The sequence below is a fragment of the Pseudomonas auratipiscis genome (genome assembly GCF_036324085.1).
Lineage (GTDB): Bacteria > Pseudomonadota > Gammaproteobacteria > Pseudomonadales > Pseudomonadaceae > Aquipseudomonas > Aquipseudomonas auratipiscis.
The window spans coordinates 20,622-40,832 of the sequence record NZ_JAZDCU010000017.1 but is presented as its reverse complement, the minus strand read 5'-3'; the positions used below and the strand labels follow the sequence as shown (position 1 = coordinate 40,832).

Sequence of the window (20,211 nt, the reverse complement as noted above, 5' to 3'; positions counted from 1 at the left end):
TGTAGTGAGTCATTAGTCGCATGTGCCCACTGGGGCGGATAAGTGCTTGGTGGCAACGAACGCTGCTCACACCCGCAAGCATAGGGGGCTTGAGCGAATATGGGAAATTTCTCTGCATGATAGGGAAATTGAGGCCGATTGTATTGGCTTTCAAGGGGGCGGGATGGATTTTAGAAACACCGCCAGGCGTACTTCCTCTGCATCCAGCCCCTTGCGCTTGCGGGCGCGTGGCAGGTTGGCCAGCTCGCCGCGTGCGAAATACTCCAGAAGTTGCGGGTGGATATAGCAGCGTCGGCATACCGCTGGGGTATTTCCCAGGCGCAAGGCGACCTGTTTGACGATTTCGACCACCTGTCGACGTGCTTCGGACTCCGGTTGCCATTGCAACTTGCGCAGCAAACTCAAGGCCAGCGCGCTGCCAGCCCAGGTGCGATAGTCCTTGGCGGTGAAGTCGCTGCCGGTCAGTTCTTGCAGGTACGCGTTGATATCGCTCGATCCAATGCTGTGACGATTGCCTTGCTCGTCCTGGTATTGGAACAAATCCTGGCCGGGTAGATCCATACATCGTTTGATCAGGTTGGCAAGGCGCCGGTTGCGCAAGGTGACCTGGTGCTCGATACCGCTCTTGCCGCGAAAGCGAAAACGTATGGCGATGCCTTGTACTTTTACATGGCGGTTGCGCAGGGTCGTGAGACCGAAAGAATTGTTGTCGCGGGCATATTGGCGATTGCCAACCCTTATCAGGGTCGCGTCGAGCAGACTGACAATCAGGGCCATTACTTTCTGTCGATCCAGGCCAGGCCGGGCGAGATGGCTGTCCAACTGGCTGCGAATTCTGGGCAGTGTGCTGGCAAATTCCAACATGCGCGCATACTTATGGCTGTCGCGAAAGTCACGCCACTTTGGATGATAGCGGTATTGCTTGCGCCCACGAGCGTCGCGTCCGGTAGCCTGCACATGACCTTGCGGGTCGGCGCAGATCCACACATCGGTATAGGCCGGGGGGATGGCCAAGGCTTTTATCCGGTCGAGGGTGGCCGCATCCTCGATGCGTCGGCCTTGCGCATCAACGTAGACGAATTGGCCGCGCAAGGTGCTGCGGCGCAGCCCCGGTTGGCTGTCTTCGACGTAGTGCAAACTCTCGGGTAAAGCAGCTTCGGCCATGGCACAAATCCGCTGACGGGGTCTGTGCTATGGACAACAGGCTCAGCCCAGCAGTGCCACTGACTTTATCTGTGCTATCAGGTGCTGGCCGCTGTGCAGGCCAAGCTGATCGGCAGAATACCGGGTTATACGTGCCAATAGCACGCTGCCGGCCGCGTCGAGGCTGACCAGAACGTGAGCGCTGTTATCCGCGGGTTGAAAGCCGATCACGCTCACTGGCAAGCGGTTGAGGATGCTGGAGTGCGCTTCTCGTCCCATGCTCAGGCTCACATCTCGTGCCTGAACCTTGAGGCGCAGCGCTGTGCCCAGTGCCAGGGGGTCGTGGGCCACGCGTAGCTCCAGGGTGCTGCCGGGTAGTTGCAGGCCCAGCAACTGGTAGCTTGCGTCATGGCTGCTGACACGGCCTTCGATGATTACCCCTGCATCATCGCCCTGGGCCAGCGGCAGGTCGAGACGCGAGAGGGTGGCGGTAATCGGGCCGCTGGCCAAGGCTTTACCGTGCTCTAGTAACACTAGATGATCTGCCAGGCGGGCAACCTCGTCCTGGGCATGGCTGACGTAGATCAGCGGGATTTCCAGTTCCTCGTGTAACCGTTCCAGGTACGGCAGGATTTCGCGCTTGCGCGGACCGTCGAGGGCGGCGAGGGGCTCATCCATCAACAGCAGTTGTGGGCTGCTCAACAGTGCCCGGGCTATCCCGACGCGTTGTGCTTCTCCGCCTGAGAGGGTGGAGGGTTTGCGCTCGAGCAGGTGCTCGATACCGAGAAGTGAACAGGCCTGTTGCATGCCTACCTTGCGCGCCTGCGGCGCTACGCGTCGCCAGCCAAAGGTCAGGTTGCCATGCACGGTCAGGTGCGCAAACAGGCTGGGCTCTTGAAACACGTAGCCAACAGGGCGTTGATGTGGGGCAATGAAGTGGTCGCGCCGCGAGTCCTGCCATACTTGGCCGTTGACCTCGATATAAGCCTCGGACGCCCGCTCCAGCCCGGCGAGACAGCGCAGGCAGGTGGTTTTCCCCGAGCCTGAGTGGCCAAACAGCGCGCTGATGCCGCGTCCGGGCAGTTGCAGGTCGACATCCAGGTCGAAGGTGTCGCGCGCGACCTTGAGCCGGGCATGAATCATTTTTTGCAAGGTTCAGCTCCAGGCTGATCGGCCCCGGCGACTGGAGTACAACGCCAGCAGCACGAGGAAGGAGAACACCAACATGGCGCCGGCCAGCCAGTGCGCTTGCACGTATTCCATGGCTTCGACATGGTCGAAGATCTGTACCGACACCACGCGGGTCTTGTCGGGAATATTGCCACCGATCATCAGTACCACACCGAACTCACCCACGGTATGGGCGAAGCCGAGGATGCTGGCGGTTATGAAACCTGGTCGGGCCAGCGGCAACACAACATGAATGAATGTATCCCAGGGGCTGGCTCTGAGTGTCGCAGCCACTTCCAAAGGTCGTTCGCCAATAGCACTGAAGGCATTTTGCAGGGGTTGCACAACGAAAGGCATCGAGTAGATGACTGAACCAATCACCAGGCCGGTGAAGCTGAACACCACGGTGCCCAGTCCCAGTGCCTCGGTGGTTTGGCCAATCCAGCCGTTGGGCCCCAAGGCCAGCAACAAATAGAAACCGATTACGGTCGGCGGTAGCACCAGGGGTAGCGCCACCACAGCACCTATGGGCCCACGCAGCCACGAGCGCGTGCGCGCCAGCCACCAGGCAACGGGTGTGCCGACCAGAAGCAGAATCAAGGTGGTGAGGCTGGCCAGTTTAAAGGTCAGCCAGATAGCACCCAGGTCGCTGGCATCGAGTGGCATCAGATTTCGTAACCGTAGGACTTGATCACGGCAGCGGCTTTCGGACCTTTGAGGTACTCGACCAGGGCTTTGGCGGCGGCGCTGTCCTTACCTTTGTTGAGGATCAGTGCATCCTGTTTGATGGGCTCATGCAGGTTGGACGGTACGATCCAGGCCGAGCCCTCGCTTACCTTGCCGTCCTTGTAGATCTGCGACAGGGCGACAAAACCCAGTTCGGCATTGCCGGTGGAGACGAACTGATAAGCCTGGGTGATGTTCTGGCCCTCGACGATCTTGCCCTTGGTGGCGTCGGTCAGTTGTAGTTTGTCCAGCACTTGCGTGGCGGCCAGGCCGTAAGGTGCAGCTTTCGGGTTGGCGATGGACAGATGCTTGTACTGGTTCTTCTTCAGTACTTCGCCCTGGTCATCGACATAACCAGCCTTGGCCGACCACAGAGCCAGGGTGCCAACGGCGTAAGTAAAGCGCGAACCCTTGACGCCGGCGCCTTCGTTCTCGAGTTTTTCCGGGGTGCTGTCGTCGGCGGCGAGGAATACTTCAAACGGTGCGCCGTTCTTGATTTGCGCATAGAACTGCCCAGTAGCCCCGTAGGCGGCAACCAGTTTGTGCCCCGTGTCTTTCTCGAAATCCTTGGCAATGGCCTGGATTGGCGCGGTGAAGTTGGCCGCTACAGCTACTTGGACTTCATCGGCCCATGCACTGTTGAACGTCATGAACGTGGCCAGGGCGGCCAGGGCAAAGCGAGGTGCGCACTTACTCATGAAACACAGCTCCACTGATTGAGGGATATTCGCTATATACGTGAATATATAGCCAATACCCGACAAACGGAAAGTACCTCTTTAGCGCAGTAGCTGTGCCAGGGCTTTTTCTGCCAGGCTATGGGTCAGTTCGCCTGCAGGTAATGCACGGGCCAACGAGGCCGCCTGACCTGCCCATAGGCTGCTGAAGTCGCTGTTGCCTGAAGGTTCAGTGATTGCTCGCAACGGCATCAAGGCGCCCCCCGCCAACGGAAAATGCGGGGCCAGGCTACTGATCGGCCCCAGTTCGCGCATGATCCGGGTGTTGATGCCGCGGGCAGGGCGGCCGGTGAACAGGTTGGTCAGGGCTGTGTCGCTGTCTTTGGCCGTGTTCAGCGCCTGGCGGTGGGCGGCTGACACTTTGGCTTCAGGGCAAAGCAGATAGGCGGTGCCCATTTGTACGGCACAGGCACCCAGGGCCAGGGCGGCCACAATGCCGCGATGGTCGCTGATGCCACCTGCTGCAATGACAGGCACTTTTACCGCATCGACGATCTGCGGCACCAATGCCAAGGTCCCAACCTGCGTATTCAAGTCGGTGCTTAGAAACATGCCACGATGGCCGCCGGCTTCATAGCCCATGGCGATGATCGCATCGCAGCCATGCTGCTCCAGCCAGATAGCCTCATCCACGGTGGTCGCGCTCGACAGCACTTTCGCCCCGGTAGCCTTGACCCGAGCCAGCAAGCTCGCCTCCGGCAGGCCGAAGTGAAAACTGACCACTGCAGGCTTGAATTCCTCGATCAATCGGCAGCTGGCATCGTCGAACGGCGCACGGTTCGACACCGGCGTCGGTGCCTCGTAGTCGGCGCCCAGTTCTTCATAGTAGGGCTTGAGTGCCTGCTTCCAGGCAGCATCACGTTCAGGGTCGGGCTGGGGTGGCTGATGGCAGAAGAAATTGACGTTGAGCGGGCCATTGCAGGCTTGCTTGAACACCTGGAGTTCGGCGCGCAGTTGTTCCAGGCTCAAGGTGGCGCAGGGAAGAGCACCCAGGCCACCGGCGTTGCTCACGGCAATGGCCATGGCCGAGCCGGTGGAACCGGCCATAGGTGCCTGAAGGATCGGCAGTTCGATACCGAGCAGATCGAGAAGACGGGTGTCTGGCCAATGACTCATGCCTGGGGTTCCTTGTGCGCAGTTACCGTTACAGGGCTTTGCTCACCTTGATATCGGTGATTTTCTTCGCATCGTCGCCGTGCAGTTTTTGCAGGGCGGCCTGAACTTCTTGCGGCGCATCGCTGCTCATCTGCGCGAAATCGAAGCGTTGCTCGCCGTCAAGCTTGTATTTGATGACGTACTTGGTGGTCTGGCTCATGGCTTATCTCAGTTTCGACGACGAACGGCGGATGAACTTGATCTTGTGGGTGAACGTTGGCTTGGTCACCGCCGACAGCGCGCGCGGGCCAACGGTATCGATGGTGATATTCCAGAAGCCGGTGCTGGGGACAGTGATCTTCGCCGGGAAGTCGACAAAAGCACCGCCATGGTAGGTATGCCGCCCGCCATTCTTGAAGCTGCGGAAGTTGGCGTCGTTCATCAGGCGGATGTTGCAGCGCTGGGAACACTCGATGACGACAATATCGTCTTCGTTGAGATGTTCGCGCTGGTGTACGAATTTCATGTTGCTCTCCGCATTGGATCTTGGACCAAATCAAAACGATACCATGATCAACGGTTACACTGTCGCCCTTCGTGCCCGACCCAGGATAAATCTGCCAATTAAGGGAGCAAAATGGTCTGGGCGCGGTCTGAATATTTTTCCGTGGTGGAGGTGCAGTTTGATGAAGTGGGTTGTAGCAGCGTTGGCAGTTACGCTAGGTGGTTGTGTCAGCGTGTCCGAGCTCGAAAGTACGCCGGAAACCTTGAACGTTATTTCCGGCAAAAAGCCCCAGGAGTACGCGACCTGCGTGCAGCAACAATTGGCTGAAAGCCGTGGTCCTCTTGAGGTGGAGCCGCACCGCGACGGCCTGCGTCTGATCGTTCCGCAAAAGGTGGGTGCCGGGCCGGCAGCGCTGGTGGACATCAATGAGCGCGGCAGTGGCAGCAGCATCAAACTCTACGAGCGCCTGAACAACTTTCCCCTGCGCCTGGGTGATGTGAAAACCGCGGCGACGCGCTGCATTTCCGGGTAATCCGAGTTTAACAGGCGCAGGTGCAGCTTCTTGCCAGGTCAATCTGGCTCAAACAGTTGTCTGCATTCGCTTTATCAGTGCCCACAATCGTGGGTCATCGAAGTCTGCCACGACCAATTGCGCCCCAGCTGCGAGCAACGCCTCGGGCGTCTGGCTGGTAGAGAGGCCGACGGTGAATATTCCGGCGCGGCTGGCCGCCGTCACACCAGGGACCGAGTCCTCGAACGCCAGGGCGTGACCGGCGTGTGCTTGCAGGCACCCAAGACCGCTGAGATAGGGCAACGGGTCGGGCTTTGCCCGCGGCAGTTCTTCAGCCACCAGCACATGCGCAAAACGTTCGCCCAGCCCCAGGGCTGCCAGCATGTGCACGGCGTTGGCCCGTGGCGCATTGGTTACCACGGCCATACCAATGCCGGTCTGTTCGGCGTGCTCAAGCAGCCGGAGCAGGCCGGCGGTGGGTTGCAGTGTGGGCGACAGGGCACGAAATCGCGCTTCCTTGCGGTCGGCAAACATCTGGTGCTCGGCCAATGAACGGTCGGGAAACAGGTAGCGACACAGGTCGGCGTTGGCCCGTCCGCTGACATGGGCGTCGAACTCTGCCTCGGTGAACACCCGGCCTTCTTCCAGCAATAGCTGCTGCATGGCTTGCAGGTGGAGTTTGTCGGTGTCGGTCAGGGTTCCGTCGAGATCGAACAACAAGGCTTGAAGCATTCTGGGTATCCGCTGCAGTGGCCGCTCATCATAACCTGATCACCGGGGCTGGTCAGTGAACGATGAAAAGAGTACAAATGTACTCCATGAATACACTATCGCCCAAACGCAGCGCCATCCTCACGTTCATTCGTGAGCGTATAGCCGATCATGGCCAGCCACCGAGCCTGGCCGACATCGCCACGGCCTTCGGCTTTGCCTCGCGCAGCGTGGCGCGCAAGCATATCCAGGCGCTGACCGAGGCCGGCTTCATCGAGGTCACGCGCAATCAGGCCCGGTCCATCCGTCTTTGCGGGGTTGCGCGTCGGCCCGAGGTCCTGGAAATCCCGGTGCTGGGCCAGGTGGCAGCAGGGCGCCCCATTGGCCCGGATGTCGACATCCATGAGCAGCTCATGCTCGATGCTCAATTATTCAGCCGTTCGCCCGACTATCTGCTCAAGGTGCGGGGGGATTCCATGCTCGACGATGGCATCCTCGATGGCGACCTGGTCGGTATCAAGCAACAGGCTGAAGCCCGTGACGGGCAGATCATTGTCGCTCGCCTCGATGGCGAGGTGACCATCAAGCGCTTCGAACGGATCAACGCCGAGCACTATCGGCTGCTGCCACGCAACCCGGCCTATACCCCCATAGAGATTGGCCCCGGTCAGGACTTTGCCATCGAGGGCGTGTTCTGTGGCTTGGTGAGGCGCGGCTGATGGGCGCGGTAGTCAGCCTTGATGGGTTGCTCGACCAGCGCCGTGTCTGGAAGGGCCGGCCCCAGGCGCAGCCTCAGGGTGTGCAGCCAACAGGCCATGCCGCGTTGGACACGCGATTGCCCGGTGGTGGCTGGCCGCCAGGGGCGCTCACCGAGTTGCTGCTGGCGGCGCAAGGCTGTGGCGAGTTGCAGTTGCTCTGGCCCAGCCTGGCGCGGCTGACAGCCAATGCAGAACGGGTGGTTTTGATTTCACCGCCGTTCATTCCTTATGCCCCTGCCTGGCAAGCGGCGGGCGTCGATCTGCAATGGTTGACCCTGGTCGAGACACCCGTCGATGAAGTGCTCTGGGCTGCCGAACAGTGCCTGCGCTCCGGCAGTTGCGGCGCGGTGCTGTGCTGGCCGCACAAGGCCGATGACCGCGCCTTGCGTCGCTTGCAGGTCGCTGCCGAAAGTGGCCAGACCCTGGCTTTTGCCTTGCGTTCCCTGCAGGCAGCCGCCAACCCTTCTCCTGCGGCACTACGCATTGCCATCGACGCGCGCCCGGCGCAATGGCGGGTGCTCAAGTGTCGGGGTGGGCTGGCGCCCGCGATGCCCATTGCCTGCGCCGGTCGAGGCTGATGGATCATGCTCTGGGCCTGTATCCTGCTGCCACAATTGGCACTCGACGCCGTGCAGCGTGGGCGCGCCGATCCTGATACGCCACTGGTGCTGCTCAGTGGTCCGCCTCAGCGGCGGATCCTGCAGGCGGTCAACACTGCTGCAGCCAACCTGGGCCTGCGCGCCGGTCAAGCGTTGACCACCGCGCAGGCGTTGGCAGGTAATTTTACCTGTGTCGATCACGACCCTGCCGCTGTCGAGGCACTTGAGCAGCTATTGGCGGCTTGGGCCTACCGCTTCAGTTCCCAGGTCAGCCTGCATTATCCAAGAGTGTTGTTGCTGGAAATCGAATCCAGTCTCGGGCTGTTTGGCCCTTGGCCAAGCTTTGAGGCGCGTTTACGTGCTGAATTGAGCGCCTTGGGCTTTCGCCACCGTATAGTCCTGGCCAGTAACCCGGTAGCGGCGCGCATGCTCGCCAACTGTCACGATGGCTTGGCGCTCGATTGCCCGGAGCAGACGTGCGCCGCCCTTGAATCGTTGCCTATCGAGCGCGTTGGCCTGCCAGCGGAGGCTGCCAACGCTTTTGCCCGCATGGGGCTGCGTCGACTCGGCCAGGTCATGGCCTTACCCCGGGAGGCCCTGGCCCGGCGTTTTGCTGCTGCAGTGCAGTTGCATCTGGACCGCTTGCTGGGCGTGCGGCCCATGGCATTGAGTTTCTACTTGCCGCCGGATCGCTTCGATCTGCGCCTGGAGTTGAATTTCGATGTCGAGTCGCACCAGGCCTTGCTCTTTCCATTGCGGCGCCTGATCAACGATCTGGTCGCATTTCTGGCAGGGCGTGACAGCGGGGTACAGCGTTTTACTCTGCACCTGGAGCATGCCGAGGGAGCGGACACCTGTGTACCGGTTGGCCTGTTGGCTGCCGAGCGCGATGCGTTGATGCTTTTCGAACTGGCCCGGGGGCGTCTTGAACAACTGCAGTTACGGGCCCCGGTGCGCAATCTGCGCCTGCAGGCCGAAGATCTGCCAGCCTTTGTGCCGCAGCATCGCGAACTGTTTGACCCACGCCCGCAGCAGAGTCAACCCTGGGAGCAATTGCGTGAGCGCCTGCGTGCCCGCCTGGGCGACACGGCGGTGCACAGCTTGACGGCCCAGGCTGATCATCGCCCCGAATGTGCCTGGCGTCTGGATCACGCAGCCAAACTGGCACCGCTCGGCCCCGCAGCACTGCGTCCAGGCTGGTTGTTAGCCGAGCCCCAGGCCTTGTCAGGAGTGGGGATGCAATTGCTGACAGGCGCCGAGCGGATCGAATCCGGTTGGTGGGATGGCGGTGATGTACGGCGCGATTATTATCGGGTACAGACCCCGACCGGCCTGTACGCCTGGGCCTACCGCAATATCGGGGAAGAGGGGCCATTGTGGCTGCAGGGCTGGTTTGCATGAGCAAGGTCACGGCCTATGCTGAACTGCACTGCCTATCGAATTTCAGCTTCCAGCGCGGCGCCTCAAGTGCCCAGGAGCTGTTCCAGCGTGCCAAGCAGCAGGGTTATCAGGCACTGGCGATCACCGATGAATGCACCTTGGCGGGAATCGTCCGCGCCTGGCAGGCGGCCAAGGCTGCCGCGCTACCCTTGATTGTCGGCAGCGAGATACGCCTGCACGAAGGCCCCAGGTTGGTGTTGCTGGCAGAGAATCTGCGCGGTTACCAGAACCTCTGTCGACTTATCACCCAAGGGCGCCGACGCGCGCCGAAGGGGGCTTATCAGGTCGTGCGCGAGGACTTCGACGCCTCTACACAGGGATTGCTGGCCCTGTGGATTCCTGACGAAAGCGAGCAGGATCTAAGCGTCGGCAACTGGTTGCGCGAACGTTTTGCCGAGCGCTTGTGGTTGGCGGTGCAACTGCATCGCGGCGCCGACGATGGCCAGCGCCTGCAGCAGTTGCTGGCGTTGGCGGCAACCCTGCAGCTTCCTGCCGTGGCCACAGGTGATGTGCACATGCATGCCCGCGGTCGGCGCGCTTTACAAGACAGCATGACGGCGATCCGTCATCACTGCACCGTGGCCGAGGCCGGGCAGCGGCTTTTCGCCAACGGTGAGCGTCACCTGCGACCCATGGCGCAACTGACCGAACTCTACCCGTCAGCCTTGCTTGAGGAAACCTTGCGCATTGCCGCACGTTGCTCTTTCGACCTCAGCCAATTGCGCTACCAGTACCCTCGGGAGCTGGTGCCTGAAGGACAGACGGCCAGCGCCTGGTTGCGCCACTTGTGCGAACAGGGGCAGCGTTGGCGCTGGCCGGGCGGTATCGAAGAAAAAGCCCGCCAGGCGCTTGAATCCGAACTCGAGCTGGTTGCCGAGCTGAACTACGAAAGCTATTTCCTCACGGTGCATGACATCGTCAACTTTGCCCGTGGCCAAGGCATTCTCTGTCAGGGGCGCGGTTCGGCGGCCAACTCGGTGGTCTGCTTCGTGCTGGGGATCACCGAGCTGGACCCGATGCATAGCCACCTGTTGTTCGAGCGCTTCCTGTCACGCGAGCGTGACGAACCCCCGGATATCGATGTCGACTTCGAGCACGAGCGTCGAGAAGAAGTCCTGCAGTATGTGTTCAGTCGCTACGGTCGCCACCGTGCGGCCTTGACCGCCGTGGCCAGTACTTACCATGCCGCAGGCGCGGTGCGCGATATTGCCCGGGTGCTGGGCTTGCCGGTGGCGCAGATCAACAGCCTGGCTGACTGCTGCGGGCGCTGGAGCGATCGCTTACCGCCGGCCGAACAGTTGCGCGAAGCCGGCTTCGATCCTGATAGTCCCTTGCTGCGCCGGGTGTTGGCACTGACCGCCGAGCTTATTGGCTTTCCCCGGCATCTTTCCCAGCATCCCGGTGGTTTCGTAATTTCCGAACAGCCCCTGGATAGCCTGGTGCCGGTGGAGAACGCCGCGATGGAAGGACGCACAGTGATTCAGTGGGACAAGGACGACCTCGATCTGGTCGGCCTGCTCAAGGTCGATATCCTCGCCCTGGGCATGCTCAGTGCCTTGCGTCGTTGCTTTGACCTGCTCTACCGGTATCGCGGTCGCGAGCTGAGTCTGGCGACGATTCCGCCTGATTGTGCTGCCACCTATGAAATGATTGGCCGTGCCGACACGGTTGGGGTCTTCCAGATCGAGTCGCGGGCGCAGATGGCCATGTTGCCACGCCTGAAGCCGAAGAAGTTCTACGACCTGGTCATTGAGGTAGCGATCGTTCGACCTGGGCCGATTCAGGGTGACATGGTCCATCCCTACTTGCGCAGGCGCCAGGGGACGGAGCCGGTGAGCTACCCCTCTGGGGCATTGAAGGCCGTATTCGAGCGCACCCTGGGCGTGCCGCTGTTCCAGGAGCAGGTGATGGAACTGGCCATGGTCGCGGGAGGGTATTCGGCGGGCGAGGCTGATCAACTGCGCCGGGCCATGGCTGCCTGGAAACGTCATGGTGGGCTTGAACCGCACCGCGAACGCTTGATTCGCGGCATGCTTGGCAACGGCTACAGCAGTGAATTCGCCGAGCGCATCTTCGAACAGATCAAGGGCTTTGGCAGTTATGGTTTTCCCGAGTCCCATGCGGCCAGCTTTGCTTTGTTGACCTATGCCAGTTGCTGGCTCAAATGTCATGAACCGGCGATCTTCGCCTGCGCGCTGATCAATAGCTGGCCGATGGGTTTCTACAGCCCCGACCAGATTCTTCAGGATGCGCGCCGGCACCGTATCGAGATCCGTCCGGTGGATGCCTGCCATAGCGACTGGGATTGCAGCCTGGAACCTGGAGCAGGGCAGGCGCTGGCGATTCGCTTGGGGTTACGGCAGATACGCGGGTTTCGCCAGGACGATGCCCGACGCATTGAGCAGGCGCGGACCCAGGCGGGTTGGCGTGATGTCAGTGACCTTTGCCTGCGCGCTCAACTTGATACCCGGGCGCGTGAGCTGCTGGCCGATGCGGGCGCTTTGCGCGGGCTGGCCAGCGACCGTTACCGGGCGCGCTGGAGCGTAGCGGCGGTACAGGCACAACTGCCGTTGTTCGCAGGCGTCGAAGCCGCGCAGGAGGCGCCGGTTGACTTGCCCCAGCCCTCGGTTGGCGAAGACCTGTTCGCCGATTACGCCAGCGTCGGCACGACGTTGGGTCCGCACCCCTTGACCTTGCTGCGCCGTCGCCTGGACGCCCTGGGCTGTCGCAGCTCCCAGGCGCTGGAGGGCGCCGAGCATGGCGACAAAGTCAGCGTCGCCGGGCTGGTCACCGGTCGACAACGCCCAGGCACCGCCAGCGGAGTGACCTTTGTCACCCTTGAGGATGAATTCGGCAATGTCAACGTGGTGGTCTGGCGTGATTTGGCAGAGCGTCAGCGCCGCGCCTTGGTCGGCTCCAGGCTGATGCGCGTGAGTGGGCGCCTTGAGTGTGAAAGCGGGGTGCGCCACTTGATCGCCCAACGCCTGGAAGACCTCAGTCCGTTGTTGCAGGGGCTGGATGTGCGCAGTCGGGATTTTCGTTAGCCGCGCGCTCCTGCAGAGCATCGATGAACAGCGATTCAGCCCGACTCATGCGCTGTTCGCGGTTCCACAGCAAATGAATGTCTACATCGGCAATGCCTTCATGGGGCGGCAGTTGCCAGAGCAATCCGGCCTTGGCATCCGCTGCCACCACATGGGCCGGCAAGCAACCAATGCCGAACCCGGCAATGACCAGGCGCCGCACTTCCTCCAGGCTCGGAGAGGAAGCCACGATGCGCCCACTGAAGCCTTGCTGGTCGCGAAAAATGGTCAGTGGTGAGAGCATGCCGCCGATCTGATCGCTGGTGAAACTGACGAAGTTCTCACGTTGCAGATCGCCCTCAGCGACATCGTGCTTGCCGAACAGCCCATGATGCTTGCCACAGAAGAAGGCATAACGCTGACGCAGAAACAAACGCTGTTGCAGGCGCGGCTGCGGTCGGCGATTGAGGCTCAGGCCCAGTGTTGCAGTTTTTTCCTGTAGAGCACTGACGATGTCGGAGCTGCGCATCACGTCGATCTCAAGGTCCACACGTGGATGCTGGCGATGGAAGTCGGCAAGAAAGCCGTCGAACCAGTCGCAGAAAATACGGCTGATCATCAGGAGCCGCACTTTGCCAATCACTTCGTCGGCAGGTTCTTCGAGCACCCCGCCGATCTGCGACATCTGCCCATAGATTTCCCCAGCCAAATGAAATATCTGCTCGCCCACTTCGGTCAGCGCAAAGCGCGGACCGCGGCGGGCGATCAATTGCCGACCGAGCTGTTCCTCCAGGCGCTTGAGGGCCTGGCTGACTGCGGGTTGGGTCAGGTGCAAGCGCGCTGCAGCGCGGCTGATACTGAGTTCCTGGCCTATGACCCGAAAGGTGCGCAGCAGGTTCCAGTCAAGGCGGTCGTTGAGCAGGCGGTCAGGCATGGCGGGTTCCGCTGTTTGAATATAACGATGGCTAATAGTGCAAATAATAAATAGAAAATTGACTAATCATAGCCCCGAGACGAAAAATCGTTGTCATACAGGCGTCATCAGAATGCCGCGGACCTACCGTTCTCTCCTGCCAGAAAAATAATCAAAGGAGCCTGACCCATGAAGCCTTCCGCTTCTCCCCAGCCACGCCGGGCTGCAGCTGCCGCCTTTATCGGCACCATGATCGAGTGGTACGACTTCTACATCTACGCCACTGCCGCGGCATTGGTGTTCGGCGCTTTGTTCTTTCCCTCCGACGACAAGCTGTTCAGCACCATGGCCGCCTTCGGCACCTTCGCCGTGGGCTTTTTCGCACGGCCTTTGGGCGGCATTGTCTTCGGTCATATCGGCGACCGGATCGGGCGCAAGAAATCACTGGTTATTACCCTGGTAATGATGGGGGTGGTCACGGTGTGCATTGGCCTGTTACCGACATACGCCCAGATCGGTGCCACGGCACCGGTTCTGCTGATTCTGCTGCGCATTGTCCAGGGCATTGCCGTGGGTGGGGAGTGGGGTGGGGCGGTGCTGATGGCCGGGGAGCATGCGCCCAAGGGGCGACGCAATTTCTTTGCCTCCTTCGCACAGCTGGGCAGCCCGGCAGGCTTGATTCTGTCGTTGCTGGCCTTTAGCGCGGTGACGCGTTTGCCTGAAGAACAGCTGATGACCTGGGGCTGGCGCTTGCCGTTCTTGGCCAGTGCCTTGTTGCTGCTGGTTGGCCTGGCCATTCGCCTGGGCGTTAACGAATCGCCGGAGTTTCTCGCCAGCCGCGAGCAGGCCAGCAAGGCCAAGCGCAAAGAGCAGGCACCGGTAATGGAAGTGCTGCGCACGGCCTGGCGCCCCCTGTTGTTGTGCATTGGCGCCAACACCCTTGGCATTGCCGGGGTGTATTTCACCAATACGTTCATGATCGCCTACAGCACCCAGCAGCTGGAACTGCCGCGTTCGTTGATTCTGGAGTGCCTGTTTGTGGTGGCGATCATCCAGTTTTGCATTCAGCCCCTGGCCGCCTGGGTGGCAGAGAAAATCGGGGCTACGCGCTTCCTGTGCCTGGTGTCTTTGCTGGCCATTGCCTCGCCTTATCCAATGTTCGTGCTGGTCAGCTCCGGCCAGGCCGCATTGATCGTTGTGGGTATCGCCTTGGCGGTGGTGTGCATGGCGTCCTTTTATGCAGTGATCGCGGGGTACGTCAGTGGCATGTTCGAGACCCGCGTGCGCTATACCGCCATTTCCATGGCTTATCAGGTCTGTGGAGCTGTTGCAGGAGGCCTGACCCCGCTGATAGGCACCTGGCTGGCGCATAAATTTGTAGGTCAGTGGTGGCCAATGGCGGTGTTCTACAGCTTGATCGCGACGATTTCGCTGCTCTGCGTGCTGGCCCTGGCGCGTCGCCATGCCTCGGCGCATCGCCTGGAAATGGCCTGATTTATCAATGAATACTGGAGTAGTCGCGATGTTGAAAAGTAACGGCCAACGCCTGTGGGCGAGCCTGATGGCCATGGCCGAAATCGGTGCAACGGCCCGTGGTGGCAGTTGCCGCCTGGCCTTGAGCGGCGAAGACAAAGCGGGCCGTGAGTTGTTCGCCCATTGGTGCCGCGAGGCGGGAATGACCTTGAGCGTCGACCCTATCGGCAATCTTTTTGCCCGTCGCCGTGGAACTGATCCCGAGGCTGCTGCAGTGATGATCGGCAGCCACCTCGATACCCAGCCTGAAGGGGGACGCTTTGACGGTGTCTACGGTGTATTGGCCGGCCTTGAAGTGGTGCGCCGCCTTGATGAGCTAAAGATCCAGACCCGCAAACCGCTGGAAATAGCGGTGTGGACCAACGAAGAGGGCGCCCGTTTCACACCGGCGATGTTTGGTTCGGCAGTATTTACCGGCACGATGAAACTTGAAGAGGCACTGGCGGTGCGCGATGCCGATGGCGTCAGTGTTGCCGAGGCATTGCAGCGTACAGGTTTCGCTGGTCAGCGACCGTTGGGCGGCGTGGTGGATGCCTACTTCGAGGCGCATATCGAGCAAGGTCCGATTCTTGAAGACAACGCCAAGAGCATTGGCGTGGTCAGCGGCGGGCAGGCCATTCGCTGGCTCGATGTTCAAGTTCAAGGCATGGCTGCCCACGCAGGCACCACCCCCATGCCGCTACGCAAAGATGCGCTCTACGGCGCTGCACCAATGATCCAGGCGATTGAACAGTTGGCCAGTGATTTCGCGCCTCAGGGGCTGACCACCGTCGGTGAATTGAGCATCAGCAAATCTTCGCGCAATACCATTCCCGGGTTGTTGCAGTTCACCGTGGACCTGCGCCACCACCTCGACAGCGCGATTGAGGAAATGGAGTGCCAGGTTACCAAGCGCTTACAGGCCATCGCCAGTCAGCGCGGCCTGAAGGTTAGCATCAGACGGCACTGGGTCAGTCCCGCCACCCCTTTTGATGCAGATTGCGTCGCGGCAGTGCAACAGGCGGTTGATGGCTTGGGTTACGCCCAGCAATCAATCGTCAGCGGTGCCGGTCATGATGCGATTCTGCTAGCTCGCTATTGCCCGACGGCGATGATTTTTATTCCTTGCGTGGGCGGCTTGAGCCATAACGAGGCCGAAGACGTATTGCCCGAGGACGTGCGCCAAGGCGCTGACGTGTTGCTCAACGCCATACTGGCCCGCGCTGGCCGAGTTGAATAAGGAGAAGCCCATGCGTTGCTACTTTCACCCGGAACAGTTGCTGCATCATCCACGCAGTTACTATTCGCGCGGCCAGATGCGCACTCCTCAGGAAGTGCCCGAACGTGCCCAGCATTTGCTGCAGGCCGCGAAAAACCTCGACTTTGAAATACTCCAGCCAGAAGATGCGGGATTGCAACCCCTGCTGGCTGTACATGGCGCGCCGTACCTGAACTTTCTTGAAGAAGCTCATCAGCGTTGGAAGGAAATTCCAGAGGACTGGGGCGATGAAGTCATGTCGAACATTTTTGTGCGCGAGCCCAATGCTTTGCGCGGCATCCTTGCCCAAGCCGCCCGCTATCTGGCCGATGGCAGCTGCCCGGTGGGTGAATTGACCTGGCGTTCTGCCTACTGGTCGGCACAAAGCGCAGTGGCTGCAGCCAAAGCACTGCTCGATGGTGAGCCGGCTGCCTATGCCTTGTGCCGGCCGCCAGGACACCACGCCCGTGCCGAAGCAGCGGGTGGCTTCTGCTATCTCAACAACGCCGCCGTTGCAGCCCAGGTGCTGCGTGAGCGCTTCAGTCGCGTTGCCGTGCTCGATACCGATATGCACCACGGTCAAGGTATTCAGGAGATTTTCTATGAGCGCGACGATGTGCTGTATGTCTCCGTACACGGTGACCCGACCAACTTCTACCCTGGCGTAGCCGGCTTTGCCGATGAGCGTGGAAGCGGCACAGGGGAGGGTTACAACCTCAATTTGCCCATGGCTCATGGCGCCAGCGAAGCGGACTTTCTCGCTCAGTTGGACGTTGCCCTAGCGGCAGTGAAGAATTTTGGTGCGCAAGTGCTGGTGCTGTCACTGGGCTTCGATATCTTCGAGCTGGATCCGCAGAGCAAGGTTGCCGTCAGCCGTGAAGGTTTCGCCACCTTGGGTGAGCGTATTCGTGAGCTGGGCGTGCCCTGCCTGATCGTTCAGGAAGGTGGGTATCACCTGGACAGTCTTGAAGACAATGCACGGGCATTTTTTGCCGACAAGCGTGACTGGTGCCTGCCCGCCTAACGGTCGCCGACCAGGCGTTACTGCCCGCGTCGGGCGTGCTTGACCAGCAGTTTTTCCAGCTTCTCCCACAGCTGCGGATCGGTGCTGAAGGCGACGTTGAAACGCATCCACCCGGTGGGCTGTGAGTCCACCATAAATAGCTGCCCTGGCCCCAGCATCATGCCTTGAGCCAGGGCGTCATCGAGCAGCGCAGCGCTGTTGGCGATAGCAGGGTGACGGGCCCATAAATACATGCCCTCATCGCTTTCGATAAAACGTTCAAAGCCTAGCCGCGAGAGCTGTTCGCTGACCTCCTGCTGGGCCTCGGCCAGGCGTTGGCGCAAGCGTTTGAGATGCTTGCGCCAACGCCCGTCGGTGATCGCCGCATACACCACGCGCTCCATCAATTGCGAGGTGGTCAGGCCCGAGCGCATTTTTAGCTGCAACAATTGCTGCATCAACTGTGGGTTGGAGAGCATGAAACCGACACGTACGTTGGGCGAAATGCTTTTCGAGTAGCTACCGACATACACCACCTGTTGCAGTTGATCGAGGCTGGCCAGGCACGGCAGGGGTTCGGCAATCATGTCGGCATAAAGATTGTTCTCCACCAAGCGGAAATCGTGCTTGGCGGCCAACTGCAGCAATCGATGCAACTGTGCCAAGGGCGCGCATGAGCTGGTCGGGCTGTGCAGGTGTGGTTGCGTGAAGAACACAGTCGGGCGATGTTGTTCGAGCAAGTGTTCCAAGTGGTCGAGGTCATAGCCGTTGGGGGTGCGCGGGACACCTAGCAGGGTCGCCCCCTGAAAACGCAGGATGCTCATCAGGTTGGGGTAACCGGGGTCGTCCACCAACACCACATCGCCAGGGCAAACCAACGTGCGGACAGCCAGGTCCAGAGCCTGGCTGGCGCCGTGGGTCAGCATCAGCTGTGCAGGATTGGCGACGATGCGCAGGTCTTGCTGCAAATTCTGTGCGGTCAGTGTGCGCAATTCCAGCAACCCCATTGGATCGCCATAGCCACTGAGCTCCAGCACGCTGCCAGCGACCTGCCGCATGCCCCGACGCAAGCCGTCCTCGAACATCCAGTCGTTGGGCAGCCAGCCGCAACCAGGCTTCAGTGCCAGTCGGCGGCTTTCGAAGATCTGCTGCATGTACCACTCGGAATTGAACGCCGGCTTGCCTGTGGCAGGCCCGCTCGCGTGGCTGTCGATCAGCTCCACCACCGAGCGGTTGACGAAGAATCCTGCGTTGCCTCGGCTCACCAGCATGCCTTGGGCAACCAAGCGGTCATAGGCCTCCACCACCGTGAAGGTGCTCACCGAGTAGGTCGCGGCGAACGCCCGTATGGAAGGCACTTTGGCGCCCGGTTTGAGGGTCTGGTTTTCGATCAGCTCGCGCAGCCTGTTGATGATCTGATTGACCAGGGGAGGCGATTCGTCGGGGCGTAAATCAAACATTTGCAAGCTTTGCCTTCGGGTGTGCGTAACGCCTGGCGCGTTCAGGGCGAGGGTGTACTGCAATGGCGACCTGTACAGTGCAGTGAACTTTGCATCGTGCTGTGCATGGCTCTCTGGGACATACATTTTTACATTAGCGCCCTGCAATCGCTAGCTAAAGAAGATTCAAGCAGCTGCGGTTTCATGAGTTTCCTTGCATAAAAAGAACACGAGGTAGCTACAGATGGACGCAACATCCACATCCACTTCCGCAGGGAAGGTGGAGCACGAAAGCAAGCTCAGCGCTTCGCTGAAATCACGTCACCTGACCATGATGTCGATCGCTGGAGTTATTGGCGGCGCATTGTTCGTAGGTTCTGGCAGCGTGATCCACAGCGCAGGCCCGGCGGCGATTCTGGCCTATCTGGCCGGGGGCATCCTGGTCGTGCTGATCATGCGTATGCTGGGCGAAATGGCGACCTCGTCGCCTGATACCGGTTCGTTTTCCACCTACGCTGAACGTGCAATCGGCCGTTGGGCGGGTTTCACCATCGGTTGGCTGTACTGGTGGTTCTGGGTGATTCTCATGGCCTGGGAAGCCTATGTGGCAGGCAAGATCCTGCATGGCTGGTTCCCGTCGGTCAGCGTCAATGTCTTTGTACTGGCCACCACGCTGGTGCTGATCAGTGTCAACTTCTTCAACGTCAAGCACTACGGTGAGTTCGAATTCTGGTTCGCGCTGATAAAGGTAGTGGCGATCATATGTTTCCTTGTGGTCTGCGGTATGGCAGTGGTCAACCTCTGGCCTACCGGAGAGGTCCACGGCTTGAGCAACCTGACCGCCCAGGGCTTTATGCCCAATGGCGTGGAGTCGGTTGTGGTGGCCATGCTCGGGGTGATGTTTGCGTTCCTTGGTGCTGAAATTGTGACCATCGCTGCGGCCGAATCGAAAAATCCATCCGAGCAAATCGTCAAGGCGACCAACTCGGTGGTGTGGCGGGTCTGCCTGTTTTATGTCGGTTCGATCTTCCTGATCGTGGCCCTGGTACCCTGGAACGATCCACTGATGGGCCAGTCGGGTTACGGCTCGTACCGTCGCACCCTGGAACTGCTGGGGATTCCTGGCGCCGAGCTGGTAATGAACTTCGTGGTCCTGACGTCGGTGAGCAGTTGCTTGATCTCGGCGCACTACACCGCTTCGCGCATGTTGTTTTCCCTATCGACCCGTGGTGATGCGCCCTCGTTCTTCAAGATCACCCGGGCAGGTACCGGTGTGCCGGTGTTCTCGATCATCGGTTCGTGCTCTGTGGCCGTTTTCGTGGCGCTGATCAATTTCAGCGAAACCCTGCGTCCGAAAGATGTACTCGATGTGCTGATGAACACCACCGGCATGATTGCGCTGTTGGTTTATCTGGTGATCGCCTTCTCGCAGTTGAAGATGCGTCGCAAGCTGGAGGCCGAAGGCAAGCAGATCCACCTGAAGATGTGGCTGTTCCCGTGGCTGACCTATCTGGTGATTGTGTTCATCATCGGCTGTCTGGTGACCATGGCATTTGTGCCGGACTATCAGGTACTGGTGTTCTCGACCGCAGCAGCCGCTATTGTCGTGGCCTTGATGGGCGCAGTGCTGCACATACGCGCCGCGAAAGAAGCCGCTGCGTGAGGTAA

At 60.3% G+C, this 20,211-nt stretch carries 19 protein-coding genes; 9 read left to right on the top strand and 10 right to left on the bottom strand.

The window, feature by feature from the left end:
• Positions 1–150 precede the first annotated feature (150 nt).
• From V0R60_RS20795 to V0R60_RS20765, 7 genes are all read right to left on the bottom strand, one after another.
• Positions 151–1,164 carry a DNA topoisomerase IB gene (locus V0R60_RS20795; RefSeq protein ID WP_136476934.1) on the bottom strand — a complete coding sequence of 338 codons (1,014 nt, stop codon included), beginning with the start codon at positions 1,162–1,164 and terminating at the stop codon, positions 151–153.
• Positions 1,165–1,206: 42 nt separating this feature from the next.
• Positions 1,207–2,295, bottom strand: a complete 1,089-nt coding sequence (modC, locus tag V0R60_RS20790) for a molybdenum ABC transporter ATP-binding protein (RefSeq protein ID WP_371922206.1) — start codon at positions 2,293–2,295, stop codon at positions 1,207–1,209.
• A 3-nt stretch (positions 2,296–2,298) separates the two neighbouring features.
• Positions 2,299–2,979: a molybdate ABC transporter permease subunit gene (gene modB / locus V0R60_RS20785; protein WP_136476933.1), complete on the bottom strand. Its 681-nt coding sequence runs from the start codon at positions 2,977–2,979 to the stop codon at positions 2,299–2,301.
• The gene (gene modA / locus V0R60_RS20780; protein WP_136476932.1) at positions 2,979–3,737 is read right to left on the bottom strand and encodes a molybdate ABC transporter substrate-binding protein; all 759 of its coding nucleotides are present in this window, start codon (positions 3,735–3,737) and stop codon (positions 2,979–2,981) included. Before modA ends, modB begins: the two co-directional genes overlap by 1 nt.
• Before the next feature lie 81 nt (positions 3,738–3,818).
• Positions 3,819–4,892, bottom strand: coding sequence for an NAD(P)H-dependent flavin oxidoreductase (locus V0R60_RS20775; protein WP_136476931.1), 1,074 nt, complete (start codon positions 4,890–4,892; stop codon positions 3,819–3,821).
• Between the two features lie 28 nt (positions 4,893–4,920).
• The gene (locus V0R60_RS20770; RefSeq protein WP_203481303.1) at positions 4,921–5,091 is read right to left on the bottom strand and encodes a hypothetical protein; all 171 of its coding nucleotides are present in this window, start codon (positions 5,089–5,091) and stop codon (positions 4,921–4,923) included.
• A 3-nt stretch (positions 5,092–5,094) separates the two neighbouring features.
• Entirely contained in the window at positions 5,095–5,397 is a 303-nt protein-coding gene (locus V0R60_RS20765) for a DUF1883 domain-containing protein (protein WP_038612501.1), read from the bottom strand.
• Between the two features lie 160 nt (positions 5,398–5,557).
• On the opposite strand from V0R60_RS20765, the gene V0R60_RS20760 reads away from it, so the two are divergent.
• On the top strand, positions 5,558–5,908 hold the full coding sequence (locus V0R60_RS20760) for a hypothetical protein (RefSeq protein ID WP_330080616.1): 351 nt from the start codon (positions 5,558–5,560) through the stop codon (positions 5,906–5,908).
• Positions 5,909–5,956: 48 nt separating this feature from the next.
• Here the strand turns inward: V0R60_RS20760 and V0R60_RS20755 are convergent, their stop codons facing one another.
• Positions 5,957–6,619: an HAD family hydrolase gene (locus V0R60_RS20755; protein WP_330080615.1), complete on the bottom strand. Its 663-nt coding sequence runs from the start codon at positions 6,617–6,619 to the stop codon at positions 5,957–5,959.
• Between the two features lie 77 nt (positions 6,620–6,696).
• On the opposite strand from V0R60_RS20755, the gene lexA reads away from it, so the two are divergent.
• Genes lexA through V0R60_RS20735 form a run of 4 tightly spaced genes read left to right on the top strand, consistent with a single transcriptional unit; the run spans position 6,697 to position 12,439 of the window.
• A complete protein-coding gene (lexA, locus tag V0R60_RS20750; RefSeq protein ID WP_330080614.1) occupies positions 6,697–7,317 on the top strand; it encodes a transcriptional repressor LexA in 621 nt (206 codons plus the stop codon).
• Positions 7,317–7,934 (top strand): translesion DNA synthesis-associated protein ImuA, encoded by a 618-nt coding sequence (imuA, locus tag V0R60_RS20745; protein WP_136476927.1) that lies wholly within the window; start codon positions 7,317–7,319, stop codon positions 7,932–7,934. Before lexA ends, imuA begins: the two co-directional genes overlap by 1 nt.
• Positions 7,935–7,940: 6 nt before the next feature.
• Positions 7,941–9,356: a Y-family DNA polymerase gene (locus V0R60_RS20740; RefSeq protein ID WP_330080613.1), complete on the top strand. Its 1,416-nt coding sequence runs from the start codon at positions 7,941–7,943 to the stop codon at positions 9,354–9,356.
• Positions 9,332–12,439, top strand: a complete 3,108-nt coding sequence (locus V0R60_RS20735) for an error-prone DNA polymerase (RefSeq protein WP_330080612.1) — start codon at positions 9,332–9,334, stop codon at positions 12,437–12,439. Before V0R60_RS20740 ends, V0R60_RS20735 begins: the two co-directional genes overlap by 25 nt.
• Here the strand turns inward: V0R60_RS20735 and V0R60_RS20730 are convergent.
• A complete protein-coding gene (locus V0R60_RS20730) occupies positions 12,390–13,352 on the bottom strand; it encodes a LysR family transcriptional regulator (RefSeq protein ID WP_330080611.1) in 963 nt (320 codons plus the stop codon). The two genes, V0R60_RS20735 and V0R60_RS20730, sit on opposite strands and share 50 nt — an antisense overlap.
• Before the next feature lie 168 nt (positions 13,353–13,520).
• Here V0R60_RS20730 and V0R60_RS20725 point away from each other — a divergent pair, with 168 nt between their 5' ends.
• Genes V0R60_RS20725 through V0R60_RS20715 form a run of 3 tightly spaced genes read left to right on the top strand, consistent with a single transcriptional unit; the run spans position 13,521 to position 17,125 of the window.
• Positions 13,521–14,825: an MFS transporter gene (locus V0R60_RS20725; protein WP_330080610.1), complete on the top strand. Its 1,305-nt coding sequence runs from the start codon at positions 13,521–13,523 to the stop codon at positions 14,823–14,825.
• A 28-nt stretch (positions 14,826–14,853) separates the two neighbouring features.
• Positions 14,854–16,083 (top strand): Zn-dependent hydrolase, encoded by a 1,230-nt coding sequence (locus V0R60_RS20720; RefSeq protein WP_330080609.1) that lies wholly within the window; start codon positions 14,854–14,856, stop codon positions 16,081–16,083.
• A gap of 10 nt (positions 16,084–16,093) precedes the next feature.
• Positions 16,094–17,125, top strand: a complete 1,032-nt coding sequence (locus tag V0R60_RS20715) for a histone deacetylase family protein (RefSeq protein WP_330080608.1) — start codon at positions 16,094–16,096, stop codon at positions 17,123–17,125.
• A gap of 17 nt (positions 17,126–17,142) precedes the next feature.
• On the opposite strand, the gene V0R60_RS20710 is transcribed toward V0R60_RS20715, so the two are convergent.
• Complete coding sequence (locus tag V0R60_RS20710) at positions 17,143–18,564, bottom strand: aminotransferase-like domain-containing protein (protein ID WP_330080607.1); 1,422 nt, start codon at positions 18,562–18,564, stop codon at positions 17,143–17,145.
• Between the two features lie 223 nt (positions 18,565–18,787).
• On the opposite strand from V0R60_RS20710, the gene V0R60_RS20705 reads away from it, so the two are divergent.
• Complete coding sequence (locus V0R60_RS20705; RefSeq protein ID WP_330080606.1) at positions 18,788–20,206, top strand: amino acid permease; 1,419 nt, start codon at positions 18,788–18,790, stop codon at positions 20,204–20,206.
• Positions 20,207–20,211: the final 5 nt, after the last annotated feature.